Origin of the sequence: Microbacterium sp. HD4P20, from assembly GCF_019449275.2 — a bacterium.
Taxonomy (GTDB): domain Bacteria; phylum Actinomycetota; class Actinomycetes; order Actinomycetales; family Microbacteriaceae; genus Microbacterium.
The window spans coordinates 130,534-152,254 of record NZ_JAHZQZ020000020.1 but is presented as its reverse complement, the minus strand read 5'-3'; the positions used below and the strand labels follow the sequence as shown (position 1 = coordinate 152,254).

Annotated in this window: 15 protein-coding genes; all 15 read right to left on the bottom strand. The window is 70.5% G+C overall.

The window, feature by feature from the left end; genetic code table 11:
* Nucleotides 1-17 precede the first annotated feature (17 nt).
* The gene (locus K0817_RS16450) at nt 18-1,388 is read right to left on the bottom strand and encodes an ABC transporter substrate-binding protein (RefSeq protein ID WP_219982752.1); all 1,371 of its coding nucleotides are present in this window, start codon (nt 1,386-1,388) and stop codon (nt 18-20) included.
* A gap of 114 nt (nt 1,389-1,502) precedes the next feature.
* Nucleotides 1,503-2,540, bottom strand: coding sequence for a LacI family DNA-binding transcriptional regulator (locus K0817_RS16445; protein WP_219982751.1), 1,038 nt, complete (start codon nt 2,538-2,540; stop codon nt 1,503-1,505).
* Between the two features lie 112 nt (nt 2,541-2,652).
* The gene (locus tag K0817_RS16440; protein ID WP_219982750.1) at nt 2,653-3,489 is read right to left on the bottom strand and encodes a universal stress protein; all 837 of its coding nucleotides are present in this window, start codon (nt 3,487-3,489) and stop codon (nt 2,653-2,655) included.
* 215 nt (nt 3,490-3,704) lie between these two features.
* Nucleotides 3,705-5,099 carry an MFS transporter gene (locus tag K0817_RS16435; RefSeq protein WP_253735449.1) on the bottom strand — a complete coding sequence of 465 codons (1,395 nt, stop codon included), beginning with the start codon at nt 5,097-5,099 and terminating at the stop codon, nt 3,705-3,707.
* An 8-nt stretch (nt 5,100-5,107) separates the two neighbouring features.
* Entirely contained in the window at nt 5,108-5,422 is a 315-nt protein-coding gene (locus tag K0817_RS16430) for a dihydrofolate reductase family protein (RefSeq protein ID WP_219982749.1), read from the bottom strand.
* A 264-nt stretch (nt 5,423-5,686) separates the two neighbouring features.
* A complete protein-coding gene (locus K0817_RS16425) occupies nt 5,687-5,977 on the bottom strand; it encodes a hypothetical protein (protein ID WP_219982748.1) in 291 nt (96 codons plus the stop codon).
* Between the two features lie 103 nt (nt 5,978-6,080).
* On the bottom strand, nt 6,081-7,652 hold the full coding sequence (locus K0817_RS16420) for a hypothetical protein (protein WP_219982747.1): 1,572 nt from the start codon (nt 7,650-7,652) through the stop codon (nt 6,081-6,083).
* Nucleotides 7,653-7,861: 209 nt separating this feature from the next.
* A complete protein-coding gene (locus K0817_RS16415; RefSeq protein ID WP_219982746.1) occupies nt 7,862-9,670 on the bottom strand; it encodes a choice-of-anchor G family protein in 1,809 nt (602 codons plus the stop codon).
* Nucleotides 9,663-10,397: a hypothetical protein gene (locus tag K0817_RS16410; RefSeq protein WP_219982745.1), complete on the bottom strand. Its 735-nt coding sequence runs from the start codon at nt 10,395-10,397 to the stop codon at nt 9,663-9,665. Before K0817_RS16410 ends, K0817_RS16415 begins: the two co-directional genes overlap by 8 nt.
* Complete coding sequence (locus tag K0817_RS16405; RefSeq protein WP_219982744.1) at nt 10,370-10,936, bottom strand: signal peptidase I; 567 nt, start codon at nt 10,934-10,936, stop codon at nt 10,370-10,372. Before K0817_RS16405 ends, K0817_RS16410 begins: the two co-directional genes overlap by 28 nt.
* Complete coding sequence (locus K0817_RS16400; RefSeq protein ID WP_253735448.1) at nt 10,936-11,661, bottom strand: SipW-dependent-type signal peptide-containing protein; 726 nt, start codon at nt 11,659-11,661, stop codon at nt 10,936-10,938. The genes K0817_RS16405 and K0817_RS16400 overlap by 1 nt, the downstream gene beginning before the upstream one ends.
* A gap of 319 nt (nt 11,662-11,980) precedes the next feature.
* Nucleotides 11,981-13,336, bottom strand: a complete 1,356-nt coding sequence (glmM, locus tag K0817_RS16395; RefSeq protein ID WP_219982743.1) for a phosphoglucosamine mutase — start codon at nt 13,334-13,336, stop codon at nt 11,981-11,983.
* A 16-nt stretch (nt 13,337-13,352) separates the two neighbouring features.
* Nucleotides 13,353-13,844, bottom strand: a complete 492-nt coding sequence (gene rpsI, locus K0817_RS16390) for a 30S ribosomal protein S9 (RefSeq protein WP_219982742.1) — start codon at nt 13,842-13,844, stop codon at nt 13,353-13,355.
* A 26-nt stretch (nt 13,845-13,870) separates the two neighbouring features.
* A complete protein-coding gene (gene rplM, locus K0817_RS16385; RefSeq protein WP_219982741.1) occupies nt 13,871-14,317 on the bottom strand; it encodes a 50S ribosomal protein L13 in 447 nt (148 codons plus the stop codon).
* Nucleotides 14,318-14,591: 274 nt separating this feature from the next.
* Entirely contained in the window at nt 14,592-21,494 is a 6,903-nt protein-coding gene (locus K0817_RS16380; protein WP_219982740.1) for a DUF5979 domain-containing protein, read from the bottom strand.
* Between the last annotated feature and the right edge of the window lie 227 nt (nt 21,495-21,721).

The window sequence follows — 21,721 nt, the reverse complement described above, 5'->3', positions numbered from 1 at the left end:
CACCGCGCCCGGTTCGGTCAGCCCGCGGCGACCGTCTTGTCGAACTCGGCCTGGACCTTCGCGATCGTGTCGTCGAGCGAGCTCTGGCCGTCCTGCAGCTCGATGCGCGCCTGGCGGAAGAACGTGTTGAACGCGCTGAACGTCGTCAGTTCCGACACGTTCTCGTACCAGACCAGGTTCGGGTTCTCCAGCAGCCCGAAGTAGTCCTCGGCCCCCGGGATCGACGTGTTGCGCTCGATCTCGTCGGCGGCGACGATGTTGGGGGCGAGCCAGCCGTTCTCCTCCATCAGGTTGGCGGTGTCGACCTCATAGAAGAACTCGAGGAACTCCGTCGCCGACGCGAGCTGCGCCTCGTCCTCCGCGGCCTGTGCCGAGATCGCCAGTCCACCGGCGGTGTCGCCGTTCACGGCGTTCTTCAGCACGTTGATCGCGCCATCCTCGTCGGGAACGATGAACAGCCCGGCGTTGAACTCGGGGTCGACCTTGTTGATGTCGTTGAGGCGACCGATGCCGGCCGACGAGGTGGCCATGACGGCCATGTCGTTCACCAGTAGCGTGGTGGTCTGCGCGTCGGCGGTGGACTGCCACCCCTCCAGGACGTACTCGTTCGTGATGTCGACCAGCTCCTGCAACGGCTCACGCAGGTCTTCGATCGTCGCCTCGCCGGCGGCCGCAGCGTTCCAGAACCCGCCCTCGTCACTCCACTCGGCGAAGTACGGTGCGGCGAGCTGCTTCCACAGCTGATCGCTGGGCCACACCTCGGCCGCGGCGGTCGCCAGCGGCGCCTGGCCGTTCGCCTTGATGTCGTCCATCAGCTCGAGGAAGTCCTGGTACGTCTCGGGCACTTCGAGGTCGTTCTCTTCGAAGTAGTCCTTGTTGTAGACGACATTCAGGCCGATCTCGCCGTTGAGCGCGCTGTACGGCACGGTGTAGACGTTCCCGTCCGAGGCGGTGCCGACCGCCTCGGGATCGATCAGCTCGGTCACCGAGTCGGGGATCGGAGCGAGCTTGCCCGCGCCGACGTAGGTCAGGGTGTCGCGCATGTCGACCACGGCCGGCCAGTTGCCCGTGGCATCCATCGTCTTCAGGGCCGTCGCGTAGTCGCTGCCCGCGGGAAGCGGGTCGAGCTGGACGGTCGTGGTCTCGCTCTGCTCGTTGAACGAGTCGACGACGGACTCGACCACCGAGTTCCAGGTGTCGTCGCCGGTGGCGTAGAGGAAGCGGATCGTCGTCTTCTCGGTGGCGGCGTCGCCTTCGCCTCCGCTGCTCGGGCCTGCGCAGCCGGCGAGCGCCAGGCTCGCGGCGGCGAAGCCGGCGGCCCCGAGGATCCAGGCCGGGCGGCGGCCGGTCCGGGCGCGCACACCTGCCCGCGTCGTTGCGTCGTGCATGTGATCTCCCTTGATTCGTGCCGGAATGATTCCGTCCGGGCGAGCGTACCTCAAAGTGGACAACGTTTGCCACTAGTTTCTGCGATTGATCCTCGAGGTGCGGATCGGCGCTGCTCAGTGCCCGTCGAGAGGGACGCCATGAAGGATGGGAGTAGCGCTCAGAGCGACGGCATCCGTCCCGTCCGGCTCGTCGAGGACGAGCGCGAGCGCAGCGCCGCCGAACTCCTCGAGCGGCACCTCTACGGTGCTGAACCCGGGCAGCACATCGCCCAGCATCGGCACGTGGTCGAAGCCCGTCACCTCGATGCCGTCGGGAAACTCCACGCCCAGTTCGCGCAGCCGCGCGATAACGCCCACGGCCATCGCGTCGCTCATCGCGGCGACGACGTCGAAGTCGTCGAGCCGGTCGCGCAGTTCGTCGACGGCGCGGTAGCCGCCGTCGCGCGAGAACTCGGTGTGCACCACGTCGCGGTCCTCCACGGCGATGCCCCGCTCGGCCAGTCCCTCGACGAACCCGCCCACGCGCTCGAGGGCGGTGACCTCGGCCTCGGGGCCCGACACGATCGCGAACCGCCGCTTGCCGGCGTCGGCGAGCCCCTGCGCGAGTCGCCGCGCTGCGCCGCGGTTGTCGACGGTCACGGTGGGAAAGCCCAGATCGTTGTCGCCGATCACGACGACCTTCGCGCCGTGCTCGCTCAGCACCGAGAGCTGTTCCTTGACGGATGCCTCGCGCCCGGCGTCGACGGTGCGGCTGGTGGCCATCACGACCGCGAGGTGCCGCTCGCCGCGCAGCTGCGTGAGCAGTTCGATCTCGCGGGCGGAGTCGTCGCGCGTGGTGCGGACGGCGACCGAGACACCCCGCTCTTCGGCCGCGTGCATCATCCCCGAGATCATGGTCGCCGAGCCGAAGTCGTCGATGTCGCCGACGATGAACGCCACCGTGCGGGAGCGGCCGCCCTTGATGGTCTGCGCCGCGGGACTCACCGCATAGCCCAGGGTGCGGGCCGCCTCTTCGACGCGGGTGCGAAGCTCGGGCGATCCGCTCTGCTTGCCGCGGACTCCGCCGTTGAGCGCGCGCGAGGCGGCGGGAACCGACACCCCCGCGAGCCGGGCGACGTCCGCGAGCGTGGCGGGCTTGGCGGTTTTCGACATCGGCTCCCCTGGCTCCTCGTTGATAACGCTATCCAGTATCGCCGATACCCTTCGCGCGCCCGTTCGTCGAGCGAGCGAAGCGAGACGAAACGCCCCGGGTCAGCGCACCGGGTCAGCGCACGACGGCGGTCACCGTCGCGAGGCGGGCGAGCACCTCGTGGCTGATCGAGCCGAGCAGGAACCGTGCGAGGGCGCCGCGGCCGTGCGAGCCGACCACCGCGAGTCGCGCCGACGCGGCCAGTTCGTTGATCACCTGCGACGGGTAGCCCCGCTGCACCTTGGCCACGATCTCGAGGTCGGGGTACTGGCCCCGCAGCCCGGCGAGCGCCACCGCCTGCGCCTCCTCGGTGAGCTTCTCCATGTTGTCGAGGTACTCGACCGGGTACACGCCCATGTTGCGCGGCGCCTCGAGCGGCGTCCACACCGAGACCGCGATCAGCGGCTCGCCGAGCCGGTCCGCCTCGGCGGCCGCGAAGGCCACAGCTTTTTCCGAGACCGGCGACCCGTCCACGCCGACGACGACGCCCGAGCGGCCGGATACGTCCACGTCGGGCACCACGACGACGGGGCAGTGCGCGCCCGCCGCGATCCGCATGCCGTGGGCACCGCGAGTGCGGCCGCCGGGCCCCTCGTAATCGCTGCCGATCACGAGCAGCGAGGCGTGGGACGAGGCATCCGTCAGCACCGCCACCGGATTGCCGCGGTCGACCCTCATGAGCACCTTCAGCCCGAGACGGGGAAGAGCGGATGCCTCGGCCTCGACGCGCTCGCGGGCCTCGGCCACGGCGTGGTCGAGGACGGCGTCCTCACCGACCGCGCCGATCGCGCCGCCGACGACCTCGATCAGCTTGAGGGGCAGCCGGTGGGCGGCCGCACGCTTGGCGCCCCACTCGACGGCGCGGTGCGAGGCGGGCGCGGAGGTGACGCCGACGACGATGGGGTGGGCCATGATGGGCTCCTCTCGGATGCCCCCAGGGTAGACCCGGCGGTCCCTGCGCCGTGGGCCCGCCGCGCGGAAACCCGGGCCGCAGCCGTGGGGCCGCTGTCGCGCGCGAAGAGGCTCGCGCTTCACGCGGGACGGCAAGCGCTCCGGCCGGATGAGTCTCGTCACCCTGGGATGAATGAGAGAGCGCCGGCGACCTGGCGCCTGCGGAAAGGGAGGCGTCAGTCATCGACGGACGCGGGCGCCGTGTTGCGATATAGCGCGGATATCAGTCGGTACTGCGGGGTGAGGAGCGCCGCGAGGGCCAAGACCATGCACACGACCCCGGCGACCAGGAAGATCAGAGCGATACCGCGGGAGTCCCCCGTTCCGAGGAGCCACTGCCACTGCTGGCGGCCGGCATCGGTGCGCATGTACGGGATGACCCACAGTTCGGCCAGCGGTGCGATCATCACGGCCAGGATGGGGCCCGATGCCGCCTCGAACGTCATCGCGAAGCCGAACACACGCCCCTGCCTCTCATAGGGCACGACGCGTTGGATCACCGTCTGCTCCGCGGCCTCGACGGCGGGAATCAGGGCCATGATCACCCACCAGCCGGCCACGAAGAGCCAGCCCCATTCCCGGATGGCGCACAGCGCTCCCACCGCGCCGATCGCGGCGGCAACGAGTAGCAGGGTGCGGATCGGGTTGGTGCCGACGCCTCGCGCAGCGATCACGATCCCGCCGAGAATGAAGCCGGTCGACGCGACGGCGAACCACAGGCCCCACCCCTGCACCCCGAAGAGATCGATGCCGTATGGGTCGGTGACGGCCATCGCAACGCCGAGGAACACGTTGTTGAGCGCGGTGAACAGCACCAGCGCGAGCAGTCCGGGGGCGGCACGCACGGCAAACCAGCCACCGCGGATGTCGACCCAGTGCATCTGCTGCTCGGCACGCAGGATGTGGGGTTCGGGAATCCGCAACGGGAGGAGGTGCAGCAGGGTGGCCGCGAGCGCGGTCACCCCGATGACGAGGGTCCAGCCCATGCCGAAGAATGCCACCGACAACCCGCTGAAGACACTGGTGACCAGCATCCCGATCCCGTGCGCCGCACCGACCAGACCGTTCGCCTTCGCGCGGCGCTCGTCGGGCACGAGTAGCGTGACGGTGGTCGACAGGGCGATGCTGCGCAGTTGCGCGACGACCGCCCCGGCCAGCATGACGACCGCGAAGATCCAGAACCACGGCTGAGCGAGATCGACGATCTGCTCCTGGCCGACCGCGAAGAAGAATGCCGAGTCGACGACGAAGACCGAGAAGGCGGCGACGGTCGCCCACACCATGATCGCCTTCTTGCGGAAGCGGTCGACGAGCGTGCCGAAGAACATGCTGAACGCCGACACGAACAGCATGTACGCACCGCCGATCAGCCCCGTCGCAATGACGTTCCGGGTCTCCGCGTAGATCCAGAACGTGAGCGCGAACCAGAGAAAGCTCGTCGTGATGTTCGCGATCGCGGTGTTGACAAGCACGTGCAGGAACATCCGGAAGCCGCCGGGCGGAGCGGTTCGCAGCGCTTCAGTCGCCCTGGAGCCGCCGCCCACGGCCTCGGTCGTCGGGGATTCCGTCATGGCCGTCGTCACCCATGCAACCTGGGCCGGTACGTGAGCTCTTGAGTGTGGCCGTCGAGCGTGCGGGCCTCGATCAGTTCGAGGTCGAAGTCGGCGGCACCTCGAAAGAGGGGCGCCGTACCGGTCTGCCCACTGATCACGGGAAAGACGGTCACCATGATCTGGTCGACCAGCCCTGCCGCCATCAACGCTCGGTTCATCGACAGGCTTCCGTGCGAGCGCAACGGCACGGCGGAGTCCCTCTTCAGCCGATCCCCCTCTTCACCGTAGGAACCGTACCCATCAAGGGTCGAGAAGACGTCGAACGTGTAGGTGGCGGTCATCGGGGCGCTCCTCCGGGTAGAGATCCTCGCAGCGTGCGAGCAGCTGATGAGTCGACGGTAGAAGGGACGGTGTGACACCCACAGGTGCCAGAAGTCACGTCGCCACGAGGTGGGCGCAGGAGCCGATGGCGGGCCGGCGCCGTCCTAGCTCTCGACCCTTTCGATACGCTGGCCGGCGCAGACGAGGTGCAGAGGCGGCGAGTATCCGTGTCTGAGAACCCACGACGTGGTCGATCCGGCGATCTTCCTACCCCGGGGCCCCCGTCAGACGATCGTCTCCACGGTGAGAAGCTCCGTTCGCGCCACCACGTCGCGTCGCACATTCACCAGCGCAAGCCGCTCGGAGTCTTCCATGTACGCGCTCAAGGCGGAGTCGTCTGGGAAGTGGATCACCTGCACCTCGAGTGGGCCCGTACCACCGCCTGTGTTGCGAACCCTGCTGACGACCCGTCCACCGTATTTCGGCAGGAGCGAGAGCACGGTGTCCTCATAGTGTGTCAGCGCATCTTCCTGACCGTCGAAGGACCACAGCAGTACGCAAAGTTCCAGGCTCATGTCGTGTTCTCCCCCCCACCCGTCCATTCTGGGCGGACCTGCCCGCGGGAGCGACGATCCGCCGGGAGTATGAACTCGAGTTCGGAGAGATGGATGACGTGAATCACGGGAGCCACGGCCACGGCCAGCCGGGCTCCGGCTCGGGCTCCGGCTCGGGTTCCGGCTCAGGCTGCGGCTGCGGCTCCGGCTCCGGTTCTGGTTCCGGTTCGGGCTGCGGCTGCGGGTCGGGCCCCGGGAGCGGCCCCGGGCCGGGGTCAGGCTGAGGTCCCTGGTTCGGCACCGGGTCGGGCACCGGAACCGGAGCGGGCGCCGTGTCGGGTCCGGACTGCGGTCGCGGAGGCTGCCACCGCTGCTCCGCCGCCTCACGCAGCCTCGCCTGCTCCTGCGCGAGTCGTGTCTGCTCCGCGTGCAGCGCGGCTACCGCTGCGGCATAGGACTCCATCGCCGCCAGTGCGGCGTCCTCGTCCCTCGCCGCCTCGGCCGCGTGCGCCGCGGCGGCGACGGCCTCTCGCAGCGGCGCCTCCGGCAGCGGATTGTCGCCGACGATCCGCTCGGCGAATGCCGGAAGCCCGCTCCCCAGAGCGAGAAGCGCGGCCCGCAGAGCCCCCAGCCGCTCCGCGCGCGACGTCGTCTCCGCCCGCACGGCTGCGGCCGCCGCGTCGAGCACTTCGCTGTGTGCGCCGGCGTCGTCTGCGGCGGTCAGCAACGCCGCCGGGTCTGTGTCATCGACGGCTGCGGGCTCGTACGCGGGCGGTGCGGCGTCGGGCGACGCGGCAAGGTCGGCGGTGAGCGCGTCGAGCGCCTCCTGTGCCGCGAGCCGCGTCGGCTCGTCGGCGAGTCCGGCCAGCGCCGCAAGTACCGGCCCGGCCCGGCCGGCGGTCTGGGCGGCTGCCGCCTCGGCGCTGTCGTAGGCGGCGGTGGCAGCATCCATCCGCTCCTGCGCAGAGGCGACGTCACTCTCGGCCCGCGCCAGTGCCGCGGTCGCGACGACGAGGCGTTCGCGTGCCTGGGCGGATTGCACGGTGACGAGTCCGCCGGCCACCATGCCCGAGATGACGACGACGGATGCCGCAGCCACGACCCAACGCCCGGTCCGCCGCTTGCGCGGGGTCAGCGGCGCCGGTGTGAGCAGCGGCGCGGGTTCGGGCAGGGGCTCCGGCAGGATCACGGTGTCGAAGTCTGCTGCCACCGATCGACCGACGGAAGCGGCAGCCGGAGCGCTGCCACTGTTCGTCAGGGCGTCGGCCGCGGAGGCGGACATCGCCGCTGTCGCCTCCTCGACCGGCGACAACGCCGACGGCAGTGGCGGCAGTGGCGGCAGGGCGGGAAGCGGCAGCGCCGGTGGCTTCATCGCCGCCCGGGCGTCCTCGGGCGAGGCCGGGACTGCCGGCGCGACCGAGCGCGTGGGGCGGCTTCGCAGCACCGCCACCTCGAGCGCCGCCACGGTGGGCGCGTCCTCCGGGAGCGGCGCCGCGGTGGTGCCCAGGTGAGCGATCGCGATGGCGCTTGCGGCAGCCACGGCTGTCGGCCGGGAGCGCTCACCCTCGAGCGGCGGACCGAAGAGGCGGGCGAGTGCCTCTTCGCGCTCGTGCTCGGCATGACCCGCTCGATCGAGCTCTTCGTGTGCGGCCGACGCACCGCCCCGTGGCGCGTCGGCCCTTCCCCGAGTCCCCATGTGTTCGCCCCGTCCTGTACCGGACGGCGCCAGCGTACGCGCAACGACTCCCCCCGGTCATGGGTGAAAAACCCCCGCCTGCGTGGCCGCACGTGGGGGCCTTGAGGTCGGCTTCCGGTGTCACAGCACGCGGGATCCGCCGGGGGATGCCGCGTGTTTGCGCCACATGAAACAGCCGAGGACGCTGCGCGAGCCCGAACGCACCGGGATCAGGACGCGTTCGGGCCTGCTGTCGACGACGCCAGGAAGGCGTTGAGAAGGGATGCCGCGCCCGCGGTCGTCCCGTCGACCACACCGATCCGCAACGCGCTGACGGCGTACTCTCCGTCGGCGATCGCGTATGGCGGTGCCGGCTGGGGCGGCTGGTCGGGCTGGGAGTTGACGGTCACCGCGACCAGTTGCGAGACGAGATCGAGCTCGCCATCGAGAGCCCCGAGCGCCGTCGTCACCGCACTGACGAGGGTCGTGGTCATCGTGCCGATGAGCCCCGTAGCCGGTGTCACGAGCGAGTTCTGCAGGATCGTGGCCAGACTCGGGAGCAGAGTCGACACGATCAAGGGCTCGAGCGAGGTCAGGATGCTCGCGACCAACGCGTTCACCGGCGCGAGGAGGAGGCCGAGCAGACCGCTGTTGAGAACCGCGGCCGTGACATCGACGTCGGGAGCCGGGTACCCCGGCGTGCCGAGGAAGCCGCCGACGTTACCGTCGATGGTCACGCCGACATCGACAGCGTCCACGGTGATGAGGGTCAGTTGCGCGCGGACGATGGCACTCGCCTCGATCGCGACCGAGGCGTCGAGCACCATCTTCGCCGCCGCGCGCTCGAGGTCGTACAGCAGACCCGTCTGCGTCGCGGGGTCGCGCAGGAGCAGACCGACTCGCTCGACGAGCGCAGTCATCACCTGGGAGCTCAGCACCGACGTGTTCGGCGCCAGACCGTTGAGCCCGTCAGAACTCTGGTACACGTCGCCGACGAGCGCCGCGAGGTCCACGCTGACCGTGCCGGATGTCAGGTCGACCGAGACGACGCCATCGGTGAGCGGGGCATCCAGCAAGGCGTTGAGGGAGGTGGGGTCGAGCGTGATCTCGAGCGAGTCCACGGTTACCGTTCCCAGAGACAGCGCAGCGTTGTCGATGAGGCCGGCGAGCAGAGGCGTGAGCCCGTTGATGACCGCGGTCCTCAGGAGTCCTTCGACGGTTCCGACGGTGGTGTTCAGGCCCGTCAGCAGCGTCCCGACCGCTGTGTCGGCGGTCGCGCTCAACGCCGCGACCGCCGGGCTCTCGAAACCGAGATCCAGCCCCGCCACGAGATAGTCCCGCTGCACGGCGTTCGCCGCACCGCTCCATTGCTCCTCGCACCCGTCGACGGTGGCGCTCGACGCCACGGCGCCGACCTCGAGCGAGAGGTCGGCGATCCCGCCGAGCGCCGCGCCGAGACCCGGAAGCTGGCTCAGCTGGAACGTGCCCATCGACGGTGCCGTGCCCGCTTGCACCGCGTCCGCGTCGATCGCGCCCTGGTCGGTGACCACGCCCGAGGCGCCGGTCGAGACCCCGTCCGGAAGCGCCTGCCCGTACTGGGCGTACACGCCCGTGCCCGTCTCCAGCGGCAGGGTCAGCCCGAGCCCTGCCGACACCAGCCCGCCGATCGCGTTCAGCGCGATCGGCGAGTTGTAGGCATCGGCGCCCAGTGCCGTCGAACTCGCCGGCTGAACGGACGACGTGGCTCCGTCGTTGGTGACGACGATGCCGCTCAGCCCCGCCACCGGATCGAGACTCTCTCCGAGCAGTGATCCCGACAGCACTCGGCCGGTCGCTTGTGAGGTGAACCCTTCGGTCGCGGAACAGTCGAGCGTCCCGATCGCGCCGTTCACCCACTCGCTGTCGTTCCACGCCGCGTCGGTCGCCACGACGGGCACGAGCATCGCGGCCACCAGGCCCGTCGCCGCGACCGCGGCCGACAGCATCCGTCGAGCAATGGATCCACGCGAGGTCCGCGGCGTACGTGCGAGCTCAGGCATCGTTCGCCTCCCGCCCGCGCGTGCGACCGGCAAAGACCTGCACGGCACCCAGAACGAGCAGACCGAGGGCCAGCAGCAGCGGGCCGAGGGGGTCGGCTCCGGTTGCCGGCAGCTCGGCGACGGGAGAGTCGCCGGATGCCGTGAACCCGAATCCCACCTCACCCTCGAGGCCCTCCAGGCCGAGGTCGGCCGCTTCCGCCGGTGTCGAGATGGTCACGAGGAAGTAGCGGGACTGGTCCACGAGCAGCGGATCCAGCTGCCACAGGTCCCCCGTCGTGGGCGATGCGACCTCGGCGACCCGCGTGGTGGGCAGCAGCAGCTCCGCCGGGGTGGCGCAGGTCGGGTCGCCCGTCAGTCCGGTGAAGGCCTGGCTGCACTGCCGGATCGCGATGCGCAGACCCATCGGATCCTCCACGAGCGCGCCGGCGGCGCGCAGCGTGAGCGAGAACTCCCGCGAGCTCGCCCCGTCCAGGGTCGCGCGGATCTGCCAGTGGTAGGCCTCGCCGGGCACGATGGGATCGATGAAGCGCGGGGTGTCGCCCCACGCCAGCCGCAGGTGTCCCGGCGTCCCGTTCTCGGCGATGGCGGTGAAGGCCGCGGCGGCGTGGGCGCCAGAGACGACGACGCCCGCGGCGAGGAGCGCCGCGCCCAGCAGACGCAGCGGTCGCCACCACCACCCCCGCACCCCGGATGCCGCCATCACGTCTCCCGTTCTCGCGCCGGCCACAGCCCCCAGGCGATGACGCCGGCCAGCAGCAGTGTCAGGGCCCCGAGCGCGACCGGCGTCTGCAGCGCGACGAGCGCCGCACCGGCTCCCGGTACGCCGAAGAGCACCCGATCGGTCTCGGACACGACATAGGGCAGCTGGTCGGGTGTCTCGTTGTCATCGCCCTGCAGCACCACGCTGCGCCGATCCGATTCACCGGGCACCGGCTCGATCGCGACGATCCGGTGAGTCACCGGCAGCGCCTCGCCCGAGCGCTGCACCGTGATGACATCGCCGATCCGCAGTTCGGCCGCCGCGACGGGCGCGCTGACGGCGGCCGCGCCCTGCGGCAGCGTCGGCGCCATCGATCCCGTGCGGAACACGATGACCGACAGGCCGAGCAGCTGCGAAGCCACGAACCACACGACCGCCACCAACCCGATCACACCGACGATCCACAGACCGATGTCTTTGGCCTGCTCCCCCGCCGAAGGGCGTCGCCCATCGGCGGGGGACCCGGCGGCGTGGCGAGCGCGCGGCCGAAGGCCGGCGGTCGTCATCAGACCGAGGTCGAGAAGAACTGCCAGGCCGGTGCCACGGTGCGACCCTGGAGCGTCTGCGTCACGGCGTTGTCGGGCAGCGAGATCTCGAAGCAGTAGTAGTGCACGTCGTCTCCCCCGCCCGAGATCGGCTGGTCGGCAAGACCCGCAGTGTCGAGCGGTGCAGCTCCGCCGGCGCCCACGATCACGTCGACGCCCGCGGCGGCGAAGTATGCCTGGTCACACGTCGGCGCGGTGTCGGCCGCGGGCAGGATCTCGAGCGCCACGCGGGCGCCCAGGTTGTCCCAGAGCAGGTCACCGGCGTCGTCGACCGTGACGCCCGCCGCGGCGACGGCGCCGAGCAGGTCGACCGTTCCGGCGATCGACGTGTCGGAGGTCTTCAACGCGACCGGTGCGTAGAACGTCTCACCCGGAGTCAGGGCGAGGATGTCGTCGCCCACGGTGAGCGGAGAGAACACGAGCTCCCCACCCGGGTTGTCGGGCTCTTCGACCCAGCCGGTCGCAACGTCGCCGTTGGCCGGACTCAGCGTGTTCTGCAGAACGACGAACTCGCTCGTCCCGATGCCGGGGCCCCCGTCGGCGCCGCCCCAGACCCATTCCGAGTCGGTCCAGCTGGCGAGGGTCATGGTGCCGCCGACGCCGAGGACGAGGCCTCCGGCGAGGACGGCGAGGATGCGCCGCCGGCGCAGGCTCTTGCTGACTGATGGTGTGCGGTTGAGTGCCACTGGGAGTCCCCTTCTCACGTGCGGTTTTCGGCACGCGAGGATTCCCTTGGCCACATCGATGCCGGCCTGGCGCCCCCCAAGAGTGCCGCTGCGAGGAACGTATCCCGTGGCGAACCGCGGATCTACCGGCGGTTTATTCCGCGAGGTGAGCAATGAGGGTTTGCTGAGCAAGCTGTCCGGTCGTTGCTCTTAGAGCCCACTGGCCCGAACCGCGCGAGCGGCGGTGCCTGTCCGGTTCGCTGCTGTGGCACAAATGAGCCGAAGCTGAGCCGCGAACTCCCGGCCGCGCCGCGAGTGCGCCCTTCACGGACTTCGGGCGCTACAGCGCGAGCCGCTCCCGGACGACGGCGGCCAGCGCGTCGGCGTGGCGGTGGGCTTCGTCCTCGGACGCGGCCTCGACCATGACGCGCACCATCTCCTCGGTGCCCGACGGGCGCAGCAGCACGCGGCCCGACAGCCCGAGGTCGGCGGATGCGCGGGCGACGGCATCCTGGACGACCTCGTCGCCGACGCCGGATCGGTCGACGCCCCGCACGTTCACGAGCACCTGCGGGAAGACGGTCATGATCGACGCCAGCTCGGCCAGCGTCTTGCCGGTGCGCGTCATCTCGGCCGCCAGATGCAGGCCCGTCAGCACACCGTCGCCGGTGGTGGCGAACTCGCTCATGATGACGTGGCCCGACTGCTCGCCGCCGAGCGAGAAGCCGCCCTCGGTCATGCGTTCGAGCACGTAGCGGTCGCCGACCGCGGTCGTCTCGACGTGGATGCCGTGGGCCGACATCGCGCGGTGCAGTCCGAGGTTGCTCATCACGGTGGCGACGAGGGTGTCGTGCGCGAGGGCGCCGCGCTCTTTCATCGCCACGGCGAGGATCGCCATGATCTGGTCGCCGTCGACCACACGGCCGGCGGCGTCCACGGCGAGGCAGCGGTCGGCGTCGCCGTCGTGCGCGATGCCCACATCGGCGCCGAGCTCGACGACCTTCTTCGACAGCACATCGAGGTGGGTCGAGCCGACACCGTCGTTGATGTTGATGCCATCCGGGTCGGCGCCGATGACGGTGACGCGCGCGCCTGCGTCCTTGAAGGTCTCGGGAGAGACTCCGGATGCCGCGCCGTGGGCGCAGTCGAGGACCACATGCAGCCCGTCCAGGCGGTTCGGCAGCGATCCGAGCAGGTGCACGACGTAGCGGTCTTCGGCGTCGGCGAAGCGGCGGATGCGTCCGACGTCGGCGCCGGTCGGCTGCAGCTTCGGCAGCGCGAGCGCCGCTTCGATGCGCGCTTCGACGATGTCGGGCAGCTTGACGCCGCCGCGCGCGAAGATCTTGATGCCGTTGTCGGGCGCGGGGTTGTGAGACGCCGAGACCATCACGCCGAAGTCGGCGTCGATGTCGGCGATCAGGTACGCCGCTGCGGGCGTCGGCAGCACGCCGGCGTCGAGCACGTCCACGCCTGATGACGCCAGGCCGGCCTCGACCGCGGCGGAGAGGAACTCGCCCGAGACGCGCGGGTCGCGCGCGACGACCGCCGTGGGACGACGGCCTTCGGCGCGACGCGCCTCGGCGGAACGGCCCTGGCCCAGGACGACGGCAGTCGCCTGGGCCAGGGTGAGCGCAAGATCGGCGGTGAGGGAGCCGTTGGCCAGCCCCCTCACCCCGTCCGTGCCAAAGAGCGGCATACGGAGCGAGATCCGATCAGCGCTTCGAGTACTGAGGAGCCTTGCGGGCCTTCTTGAGACCGGCCTTCTTGCGCTCGATGACGCGAGCGTCGCGCGAGAGGAAGCCGGCCTTCTTGAGGGTCGGGCGGTTGTTCTCTTCGTCGATCTGGTTCAGTGCACGGGCGATGCCCAGGCGCAGCGCGCCGGCCTGACCCGAGGGGCCGCCGCCGGAGATGCGCACGATGACGTCGTACGCGCCGGTGAGGTTGAGCACCGTGAACGGGTCGGTGATCAGCTGCTGGTGCAGCTTGTTCGGGAAGTAGTCCTCGAACTCACGGCCGTTGACGGTGATGGTGCCCGAGCCCGGGATCAGTCGCACGCGGGCGATGGCCTGCTTGCGACGGCCGACGGCTGCGCCGGGAACCGAGAGCACGGGGCGCTCAGCGGCAACGGCTGCGGTCTCGTCGACCGGGGTCTCGGTCGAGTAGTTGGAATCGGTGGATTCGGTGGATTCTTCGATCTTCGCCACGAGTGTGTCCTTAATCTCTACGGCGCTTACTGGGCGACCTGGTCGAAAACGTACGTCTTGGGCTGCTGCGCGGCGTGCGGGTGCTCGGCACCGGCGTACACCTTGAGCTTCGACAGCTGGTTGCGGCCGAGGGTGTTCTTGGGGAGCATGCCGCGGACGGCCTTCTCGACGGCGCGGACGGGGTTCTTCTCGATGAGCTCCGCGTAGGTGACCGACTTGAGGCCGCCCGGGTAGCCCGAGTGGCGGTAGGCCTTCTTCTGCTCGAGCTTCTGGCCGGTCAGGGCCACCTTGCCGGCGTTGACGATGATGACGAAGTCGCCGGTGTCGACGTGGTTCGCGAAGGTGGGCTTGTGCTTGCCACGAAGGAGCGTGGCGGCGTGCGAGGCGAGGCGGCCCAGGACGACGTCGGTCGCGTCGATGACCAGCCACTCGCGCTGGGTTTCGCCAGCCTTGGGGGTGTAGGTGCGCGTCACAGTAGTGCTGCTTTCTTGATTCGAACGGAGAGGCTCGTGAATCCCGCTCCGGGGTGGTTCCTTGCTTCGCTCGTTGAGCGAGCGAAGCGAGACGAAACGTCAGGAACAGCGCCAGTGGAGGGCTCACGTTCGTGGTGCCGGGTCAGCTGAGCCGCACACCAAGGGTCGAGTCTACGGCATCCGGATGCCCCGGCCAAACCGGCCGGCATGCCACCGGTCGCCGCGCACACAGGAGAGCCCGGGCCGTCGGGGGCCCGGGCTCTCGCTGCATTCCTCAGGCGGTGCGGCGGCGACGCGCCATGAGGAGTCCCAGTGCCCCCAGAACCAGCAGGAGCATCCCGACCAGCAGCCACGCTCCGGCCGACAGCGCCGCGCCGGTGGCGGCGAGCGGGCCGGGAGCCCACGCGTGGAACGGGTCGGAGTCGGTCAGCCGCACGGCGGCGCCGTCGGCGTCGGTCACCACGACGGGCGATCCGTCCTCGGTGAGCGAGGGCTCGCCGGTCGGCACGCCCTGCTCGTCGACGGCGGGCACGACCGGGGTGACCTCGACGGTCACCGTGTCGTCGTGGCGCTGGTCGTCGGCGAGGGTCAGCGTGCCCTCGGCGAAGAACGATGCGCCGGGCGGGATGAGCCCGTGCCACGTGCCGCTCGCGACGAAGTCGTACGCCGCCGGGCCGCCGAAGGCGCTGAGGTCGGCGGTCCACCGGCCGATCGCCGGGCCCTCCCCCGTGACGTCGGCCAGGTCGATGGCGGTGAGCCACGTCGAGCCGGTGTTCGTCACGACCCAGCGCACCGTGTTGGCGGTACCGGGCTCGTACCTGACGGCGTGAGCGCGGTCGTTGGCGTCCTGCGCGGCGTCGACGAGCGGCTTGACCGGAGTGATCCAGTCACCCTCGGCATCCTTCACCGCCGGGTCGGCCTTCTCACCGTCGTACTTGATGACCTGCACGCCCGACGTGAACGCGTTGTAGTCGTCGGTGTCGGTGGCGGGGATTCCGGATGCTGCGCCCCGCGCGTCGACGGTCGCCCGGTCGACGTGCGGCTCTCCGCCGGAGAGGGTCAGCGTGGCCGTGCCGGTGATGACCTCACCGGGCTGCCAGACGGCGTCACCGGTGAAGGTGTCTTCCCACGCGGCCGACCACATGTCGCCCTCGCGGACCGCGACGAGCTCGTCGCCGTTCGGCAGCGTCCAGACCAGCGATTCGATCTGCGCTCCCGAGACGTTCTCGTCGAGCAGGACGACGTCGGCGAGGTCTTCGTCGCCGGTGTTCGTCACCCGCAGCACGATGGTGCGGGTCTCGCCGTTCTCGTACAGCTCGCCGTCTGCCATGGTGTCGGCGTCGTGCGCGATCTCGGTGCCCTCGCCGTCGCCCTTCTCGATGTCGACGTAGGGTCCGACGCCGGTCCACGCGTGGAACGGGTCGTCGTCCCAGACCGTGAACGGCACGCGCTCGGACGGGTTCTCGGGGTCGGGCACGGTGGCGCGCACCGGCTCGTCGCCCTCGAGCAGCGGCTCGCCGTTGGGCGTCTGGCCGTCGTCACCCACGGCGGGAACCACGACGGTTCCCACCACATCGACGGTGTCGGCGTGACGCATCTCGGCTTCGAGCGTCAGCGCGCCCTCGGCGAAGAACGACGCACCCGGCGGCAGCAGTCCCTGCCACGGTCCGGACTCGACGAACGAGTAGTCCGCGGGGCCGCCGAACGGCGACAGGTCGGCCGTCCAGTCTGCACCGACCTGCGGGCCGTCGTCGGTGACGTCGGTCAGCGTGATGTCGGTCAGCCACGTGTCGCCGGTGTTGGTGACGACCCAGCGCACCGGGCTGGTCACTCCGACCGGGTACTCGACGGCGTGGTCGACGTCGTTGGCGTCCTGTGCGGCATCCGCCAGCGGCTTCGCGGGGATCACCCAGCCGTTGTCGTCGGTCACCACCGGGTCGGCCTTCGTGCCGTCGTACTTGATGACCTGGATGTCGCCGGTGAACGCGTTGTAGTCGTTCTGGTCTTCGACGGGGATTCCGGATGCCTGGCCGCGGGCCGTGACGGCAGCGCGGTCGACGTGCGGGGCCGAGCTCGAGCCGAGTGTCAGCGTCGCGAGTCCGGTGATGGTCTCACCCGGCTGCCACACACCCGGCCACGACGCGGTCCACACGCCGGTGGCCTCGTCGAGCTGAGCCTCGAGCACCGAGCCGTCGGGCAGCGTCCACTCCAGGCCCTGCACGGTGCCGCCGGCGATCGTGGCGTCGGTGAGCACCACGTCGACGAGCGGCTCGTCACCGGTGTTGGTCACCTCGATCACGACCGTGCGGGTCTCACCCGGTGCATACGCCTCGCCCTCGGCGAGCGTGTCGGCCTCGTTCACGATCTCGGCGCTGCCGCCGTCCGCACCGCCGTCGCCCTTGTGGATCTCGACCACGGGTCCGATGCCGGTCTCGGCGTGGAACGGGTCGTCGTCGTCCACGGTGAACGGCGAGCCGTCGTCGCGGGTGGCGGGCACCGGAGTCTCGCCGTCGAGCGCGGGCTCGTCGGTGGGGCGTCCGTCGCCGTCCGTCGCTGGCACCACGACGGTGCCGACGACGTCGACCCGGTCGGCGTGCTGCGTCTCGGCGGGCAGCGTCAGCGTGCCTTCGGCGAAGAACGACGCGCCGGGGGCGAAAAGCCCCTGCCACGGTCCGTCCTGGGCGAACGAGTAGTCCGCCGGCCCGCCGAGCGGGCTGAGATCGGCCGTCCAGTCGTCGCCGATCGCGGGACCGGCGAGCGTCGTGTCGTCGAGCGTCACGTTCGTCAGCCACGTGTCACCGGTGTTGGTGACCACCCAGCGCACCGTGCGCTCGGTGTTCACCGGGTACCACACGGCGGTCTCGGGCGTGTTGGCATCCTGCGCGGCATCCGTCAGCGGCTTCTGCGGAACGACCCACTCGTCGCCCTCGGTCACCTGCGGGTCGGCCTTCTCGCCGTCGTACTTGATGACCTGGATGGCTCCGGTGAACGCGTTGTAGTCGTTGTCGGCCTCGACCGGGGTGCCCGACAGGGCGCCCACGGCATCGACCGAGGCGCGGTTCTGGTGCGCACTGTTCTGAACAGCACCGTCAGCGGTGTCGACGGTCAGCGTCGCGACGCCCACGATCCAGTCACCGGGCGCCCACGTCGCCGTGCCGGGCTCGAAGGTAGCCGCCCACGTGGCGGTCCATTCGCCGGTCGCCTCGTCGAGGGTGGCCGCGGCCGTAGAGCCGTCGGGATACGTGAACACGAGGTTCTCCACGACGCCGCCCGCCAGGGTGGTGTCGCCCAGCGCGACCTCGCGCAGCGGCTCGGGGCCGGTGTTCTGCACGCGGATGACGATGTCGCGGGTCTCGCCGGGCGCGTACGTCTCGCCGCCCGCGACCGTGTCGGCCTCGTGCGCGATGGTGCCGGCATCCGCGTCTCCGTCGCCCTTGCTGATCGCCACACTCGGCGTCACGGTGGTCGGGTTGTCGATCTCGACCTCGACGACGGTCGCGTCGCCGATGGTGAGAGTGGCGCCGTTGGATGCCTCGGTCCCGTCGATGCGCAGCACCGGGGTGCCCCACGTCGCACCGGCCGGCAGCCAATCGGCGGCGGGCGTGACCTCGGTGATGGTCACGACGGTGCCGGTGGGGAGCGCCGGGGAGGTCGCGGTCTGGCCGTCGCGGACGAGCAGCTGGCCGTCACCGGCGGGAGAGGTGTAGTCCACGACGAACTCGGGGTCGCCGATGACGAGCGACTCGCCGGGCCCGGTGACGTCCTTGGTCACCGAGAACTGGCCGTTCAGGGGCGTGGTCGGGTTCTCGAGCAGCACCGCCGCGACGACGCCGTCGGCGATCGTCAGCGTGGCCGTGCCGTCGCCGCCTGCGACGATGCCGGTCCCCGAGAACTCGGCGGGCGCCCAGTCCACGTCGGGAAGGTCGGCCGGCGCCTGCTCGCGCAGCAGCACCTCGGTGCCTGCCGCGAGGTCGGCGGGGCCGGTCGCGATCTCGCCGTCGTTCACGGCGGGCAGCGGCGTCCAGCTGGTTCCGTCGTCGATCGAGTACTCGATGACGAATTCGGTCTCGGCCGGCACGCGGTCCGCACCGTCGCCGGTGACGTCCTTCGTCACGGCGAAGCCGCCGACGAGCTCGGTGGTCGGGTTGGTCAGCGTCACCTCGGCGGTGGTGCCGTCGCCGATCGTGAGGACGGCGGTGCCGTCGGCCTGGTCGCCGGTGCTCCACGACGGCGTCTCGAAGCCGACGCTCGCGCCCGCCCCGGTGATCGTGGGCTCGCTGAGCGTGACGTCGGTGCCGTACGGGATCTCGGGTGAGGTCGCCGTCCAGCCGTTGCCGGCGTCGAGTGTCAGCTCACCGCCGCCTCCGGCGTAGGTGTACGCGACCGTGAACGAGGCGTCGGCGAGCTCGGCCGCGTCGAGGTCGAAGGCTCCGGTGACGTCCTTGGTCACCTCGAAGGCGCCGGGGGCGAAGAGCGTGTTGGTCACGCGGAACGCGAAGTTCGCGCCCGTGCCCTGCAGGCGGTAGAAACCCTCGTGGTCCGCGCCGGCGGGGTCGGTGATGGTGACGTCCTTGAGTCCTTCGTCGTCCTCGGTCACGCTCACGCTCGAGCCGACGGGCAGCGTGATGGGCGCCGATGTCTCATCCGGGCTCAGCGTGACCGAGTTCGGGTTGAGCGCCAGCGGGTCACCGCGGAAGTCGCGGGCCGCGAGGTCGATCGTGAACTCCTGCGCCGGGGCCGGGTCGCCGCCGTCGCCGATGAGCTTCTGCACGGTGAAGGCCACGTCGGCGCGGAAGCCGGCGTCGATGGTGTGGTCGTTGTAGCCGGGACCGGTGACGGTGACGGATGCCTCACCCTCGGCATCCGCGTTCGAATCGGTCGTGGTGCTCCCGGCGGCCTGCGTGGTGAAGACCGTGTCTGCCCAGTCGACGTCGCCGAAGAGGTCCGCGTTCGGACCGCGGAGGGCGAGATTGCCGTCTTCGGGCTTGACGAACACGACCGTATAGTCGCCGGACGGCTCGAAGTCGTCTTCGTCGGAGCGGAAGTAGTACTCACCCGAGGCGTCGGTCGTGGTCGTGGCGATCACGTTGCCGTCGGCGTCGTGCAGCTCGACCGTGACGCCCTCGATCGAGGGCTCGTCGGCATCCTGCGTGCCGTCCTGGTCGGCGTCGAACCACACGCGGTTGCCGATCTCGACCGGCGCCTGCTGAGCCAGAAGCGACACCGAGCCGAGGCCGCCGCCCTTCTGGAACGTGCCGTCGGGGCTCGCGGACCCGCCGCCGTCGCCCGTCAGCTCGTAGCCGGCCAGCGCGCTGCCGTTCTCGACGTCGTACCAGGCGAGCCCGGCGAGGCGGATGCCGGCGAGCGGGTCGTACGTGGTGCTCACGACCGTGCCGGTGCCGCGCTGCCCGCCGACGGCGCCGAGCGCGATCTCGCGGTGCGTGCTGCCGGTGCCGACGTTGATGCGGTCGTTGTAGAACTCGCGGCCGCCCGGGCCCTCGTTCATCCCGCCGGTGGTGCCGGTGCGGTCGCCGGCGACCGCGTTGTTCTCGAAGGTGAACGTGCCGTCGCCGTCCGGGGCGGCGATCAGGATGTCGCCGCTCGCGCCGGTCTCGTACATTCCGGGAAGGGTCGCGTCGGACGCCCAGTTGCGGTTGCCGCCCTGCAGCCCGGTGCGGTCGGAGAAGGCCGCCGTGAGGTAGCCGTCCTCGTCGATGTAGAAGTCGCTCAGCACGGGCTGCGGGTAGATCTGCCACCCGCCGTTGTTCTGCGAGACGCGGCCCCCGGTCCACGACCAGGTGTCGGTCCAGGTGTTCCAGCGCTGCGACTGGGGGGCGAGGGTGTTCTGGTACACGTCGCCCTTGGCGTAGCCGAGGCCCACGGTCGCGACCTCGGTGAAGGTGTCGAGGGCGCCCAGCGGCGCGGCGAGCACGTGCGCGCTCATTCCCGCTGCCGCGGCCGACTGTCCGGGCTGCGCGCCCGCGTCGGTCTCGCCGCTGTCGACGTACCCGATGTACATGCGGCCCTGGTGGATCTCAACCGCCCACGGGCGCTCGCCCACGCCGAGGCCGAGGTCGTACGACTCGAAGCTCGTCGGCGGGGCATCGATGTTCGACACGTCCAGCGCGTAGAGCTTCTTGTCGTGCAGGTTGACGAAGTAGAGGGTGTTGCCGTCGGGGCTGAGCGTGACGCCGCCGAATCCGATCTTGCCGGTGTTCTCGAAGCCGTGAGCGTCGCGTGTCGGCGTGGTGGCCGAGCTCAGACCACGTTCCACGTTGGTCTGCGCGGTGCCGACGTCGATGCCGAGGGCGGCGACGTCGAGCCACAGCGTGACGACGCCGTCGTCCGACAGCTCGCCGTTCTCGTCGAGCACGTCGTGCACGCGGTAGATGCCGCCCAGGCCGAGGGCGCCCAGGCCGCTCTGACGCTTGTACGTGGCGAAGGCGAGGAGGCTGTTGCTCGCGGGCTGGAAGGCGAGCCCGTTGACGGCGCCGACCTCGCCGAAGGTCGCGAGCGTCACGCGGTCGGGAAAGCCGCCCGGCTGCGCGCCGGTGTAGTTGCGCTGGAAGGGCGTGCCGGCGATCGCCGGTCCGTTGATCGAGGTCGCGGTGCCGCCCTCGGCGACGAACGGCGAACCGGCTCGCTGGATCGCCGTCACCAGAGGCGCGGCATCCTGTGCGTAGTCCTCGGGCGCGTTGAGCGCGAAGTCGACGTCTTCGGCGCCGCCTTCGACGAACTGCACGCTCGTGCCGTTCGTCGCGTCGGCGGCGACCGTGCCCGAGGGCTCGAAGCCGTCGGGCCATCCCGAGAACTCGACACGGAGGGGGGTTCCGTCGAAGCCGGTCGTGTCGAGTTCGTACGAGCCGTCGGATGCCGTCAGGGCGGCGGTCGTGAACGCTCCGGAGCCGTCGGTGGCCGTGACGGTGACCCCAGCCATGCCTTCGTCGTTCGCGATGCCGCTGCGTCCGGCGGCACCGGTGTCGAAGGTGCCGTTCGCGTTGAAGTCGCGGAAGACTGTGCCGCTGATCTGCCCCGGCGCGGCGTGGGCCGGAGCCGTTGTGACGATCACACCGCCCACGGCCAGCGAGACGGCGGTGAGCGCAGCCAACGGTGCGCGCCACCGTCCTCTGCCGGCGGTCGGCTTCGACGTGATGCGACGTCTGAACGCGATGCTCATTCGGTGTTCCCCCAGGTTGCTGCTGTGTGAAGTTGGTCCCCGTGTGTCGCTGGCACGCGTCGTTTTCTCGCCCGCACCCGTCCGGCGCGCGGGGGCGCATCGGACGAGTGCGGGCGAAGTGTGAACGCCGTCGGGCGCGACGTGCACACCGGTGTGCGGGTGGTCTGTCATCGAGGGCACGACGTACAGACCTGTCTTCGGGTGATGCCATGCTGGCGGCGCAGGCG

Bases quoted from the DNA above. Each gene is read 5' to 3' on its own strand.
- K0817_RS16450 (WP_219982752.1), bottom strand. From the start codon at position 1,388: ATGCACGACGCAACGACGCGGGCAGGTGTGCGCGCCCGGACCGGCCGC.
- K0817_RS16445 (WP_219982751.1), bottom strand. From the start codon at position 2,540: ATGTCGAAAACCGCCAAGCCCGCCACGCTCGCGGACGTCGCCCGGCTC.
- K0817_RS16440 (WP_219982750.1), bottom strand. From the start codon at position 3,489: ATGGCCCACCCCATCGTCGTCGGCGTCACCTCCGCGCCCGCCTCGCAC.
- K0817_RS16435 (WP_253735449.1), bottom strand. From the start codon at position 5,099: ATGACGGAATCCCCGACGACCGAGGCCGTGGGCGGCGGCTCCAGGGCG.
- K0817_RS16430 (WP_219982749.1), bottom strand. From the start codon at position 5,422: ATGACCGCCACCTACACGTTCGACGTCTTCTCGACCCTTGATGGGTAC.
- K0817_RS16425 (WP_219982748.1), bottom strand. From the start codon at position 5,977: ATGAGCCTGGAACTTTGCGTACTGCTGTGGTCCTTCGACGGTCAGGAA.
- K0817_RS16420 (WP_219982747.1), bottom strand. From the start codon at position 7,652: ATGGGGACTCGGGGAAGGGCCGACGCGCCACGGGGCGGTGCGTCGGCC.
- K0817_RS16415 (WP_219982746.1), bottom strand. From the start codon at position 9,670: ATGCCTGAGCTCGCACGTACGCCGCGGACCTCGCGTGGATCCATTGCT.
- K0817_RS16405 (WP_219982744.1), bottom strand. From the start codon at position 10,936: ATGACGACCGCCGGCCTTCGGCCGCGCGCTCGCCACGCCGCCGGGTCC.
- glmM (WP_219982743.1), bottom strand. From the start codon at position 13,336: ATGCCGCTCTTTGGCACGGACGGGGTGAGGGGGCTGGCCAACGGCTCC.
- K0817_RS16380 (WP_219982740.1), bottom strand. From the start codon at position 21,494: ATGAGCATCGCGTTCAGACGTCGCATCACGTCGAAGCCGACCGCCGGC.